Source organism: Frankia sp. AgKG'84/4, from assembly GCF_023242965.2.
Lineage (GTDB): Bacteria > Actinomycetota > Actinomycetes > Frankiales > Frankiaceae > Frankia.
In genome coordinates this window covers 1-2,468 of sequence record NZ_JALKFU020001227.1, presented here as the reverse complement: position 1 = coordinate 2,468, position 2,468 = coordinate 1, and the positions used below count along the sequence as shown (strand labels likewise).

Sequence of the window (2,468 nt, the reverse complement as noted above, 5' to 3'; positions counted from 1 at the left end):
GGCGCGGGACGGATCCTGCTGGTCCGCGTCGAGGAGTGCCCGCGGCCCGCGCCCTACGCGGCGCTGCTCGCCTTCGACCTGCACGGCCTGGACGCCACCGTCGCCCGCGACTGGCTGCTGCGTCAGATCACCACCGTCGCCCCCCACCCCGCCCCGGCCCAGACCACCCCCCCGGACCCCCCGGCCCTGACCAGCCCCCCGGCACCCACCAGCCCCCCGGCACCCGTCACCCCGCCGGCACCCGTCACCGCGGCCGCGTCGGCGAGCGTCCCGCCCACCCGCACCACCACCCGCACACCGCCCACGACCACGACCGGTACGGCCCGGACGTGGGGGAACGCCACCCGGCTGGCCGGCCTGGGCCAGGAGCGGGGGCATCCACTGTCCGTCACGTTCAGCCCGAACGCGCCGCTGCTCGCCGTCGCCGGCACCGACACCACCGTGCGCCTGTGGGACCTGCCCTTCCCCGACCCGCCCAGCCTCGGCGCGACCGTCGCCTACGGCCGGCGCCTGAACCAGGAATGGGCCCGGGCAGTGACCTTCAGCCCGGACGGGCGGACCCTCGCCGCCGCCGGCGACGCCGGCACCACCCTGCTGTGGCGCCTGGGCGGGGACCCGGGCGGCCCCGTCCCGCTGGCCACCCTCACCGGACATCGCGGCTACCTGCACGACCTCGGGTTCAGCCCCGGCGGCACCCTGCTGGCCACCGCCGGCGACGACCGGGCGGTCCTGCTCTGGGACCTCGCCGACCGCGGCGGCCCACGGCGCGCCGCGATCCTCGCCGGGCACCGCGGCCCGGTACGCGCGGTGACGTTCAGCCCGGACGGCACCCTGCTCGCCACCGGCAGCGAAGATCACACCGTCATCCTGTGGGATCTCGCGGAACCGACCCGGCCCACGGCCACCGCCACCCTCACCACCGCCCGCGGCCCCGTGCACACCCTGGCGTTCCACCCCGACGGTGACCTGCTCGCCGTCGCCGGCAAGGACCATGCCATCCGAATCCACACCGTCACCGACCCGACCCGACCCACCTGCCTGGCGACCCTCGACGACCACCGCCGCCCGGTGCACGCCGTCACGTTCAGCCCCGACGGTCGGCTCCTCGCCGCCGCCGGCGCCGAGCGCACCATCACCGTGCGCACCATCACCGACCCCGACCATCCCGGCCCGCCGACCCGTCTGCCCGTCGGCCGCGGTGGCGCCGGTGACGTCGGGTTCGCCCCGGACAGCCGGCTGCTCGCCGTCGCCGGCGCCGACGGCATCACCGCCCTGTGGGACCTGTTCCCCACCAGCCCCACCGACGCCGACCGCTGACGGCGGCCAGGTGAAGATCCGCTGGCCTCGCGCGAGCCCAGGACAGGCCGCTAGGCTGCTCTGATGCGACGCTGGCAGCATCGCCCGCCGATCATCGCGCTGATCGGTGTCGACGGCGCCGGGAAAACCACCCAGGCCCGCCGCCTCGCCGCCGCGCTGCGCGCCGAGGGGCAACCGGCCCGCTCCTTCGAGAACGGCGGCGGCCGGCCGGTGATCGACGCGCTCGCCCACCGCCTCGGCCGACGTGATGGCCCGGACCTGCTCGGCGCCCGCCGCCACGTCGCGCTCGAAGCGGCCTTCCGCGCGGTCGGCATCACCCGGGCGCTGCTGCTGTCCCGCCTGTCCGGCCAGATCGCGGTCATGGACCGCTACACCTACTGCCAGTACGCGGCCATGCGCACCCGCGGGAGCCCCGGGGAACGCCAGGTACGCGCCTTCTACCGGTTCTTCCCCGCACCCGACCTGACCGTCTGGTGCACCCTGCCCGCGTCGTGCGCCGCCCGCCGCGTCGAACACCGCGGCCGTGACCGGGAGGACCCCACCCGGCTGCGCGCACTCGCCGACGCCTACGCCGGGCTACCCGAGGCCGCCCGCTTCCACAACCTGCCCGTCACCGGCACCACCGAGGACGTCCACGACGACCTGTGGCGCCTGGCCCGCACCACCCTGGGCGCCCCCTGATCCGGACCCGGCCGACCCGGCCCACCGGCGCGCACCGAACCGCGGACCTTCGGTACGCCACCGTCGACTTTGGTCGCTGTCGGCCCCGGCGCGGCGACCTTAACCTTCGGCGCATGCACCCCACCGTCTGCCCCACCGCCCCCGACCCGGCCAGCCCCGACCCGGCCTGCCCCGACCCGGCCTGCTCGGACCCGGCCTGCTCGGACCCGGCCTGCTCGGACGGCGTGCCCCGCCGGCTCACCGCGATCACCCTCGCCGCGCTCGCCCCGCTCGTCGGCGCCACCGTGTGGGGGCAGGTCGCCTCCCATACCGGTAGCGGCTGGCTCACCGTCGACGTCACCCTCGGCCTCGCCGCCTGGCTGGGCCTGGCCGGCCTGGCCCGCCCGCTGGTCCCCACCGCCGTCGTACTCGCCGCGCTCGCCGTGTTCTCCCCGGCGGCGACACCCGCGGCGACCCTCCCCCTGCTGCAC

General features: G+C 77.0%; 2 protein-coding genes and 1 pseudogene. All 3 read left to right on the top strand.

The window, feature by feature from the left end; genetic code table 11:
• The coding region (locus MXD58_RS29050) for a WD40 repeat domain-containing protein (RefSeq protein ID WP_284678988.1) at window positions 1–1,317 on the top strand (1,317 nt) is incomplete at its 5' end.
• 63 nt (window positions 1,318–1,380) lie between these two features.
• The gene (locus MXD58_RS29045; protein ID WP_248839463.1) at window positions 1,381–1,998 is read left to right on the top strand and encodes an AAA family ATPase; all 618 of its coding nucleotides are present in this window, start codon (window positions 1,381–1,383) and stop codon (window positions 1,996–1,998) included.
• A 113-nt stretch (window positions 1,999–2,111) separates the two neighbouring features.
• Window positions 2,112–2,468, top strand: a pseudogene (locus MXD58_RS29040) (hypothetical protein); the annotation flags it as partial.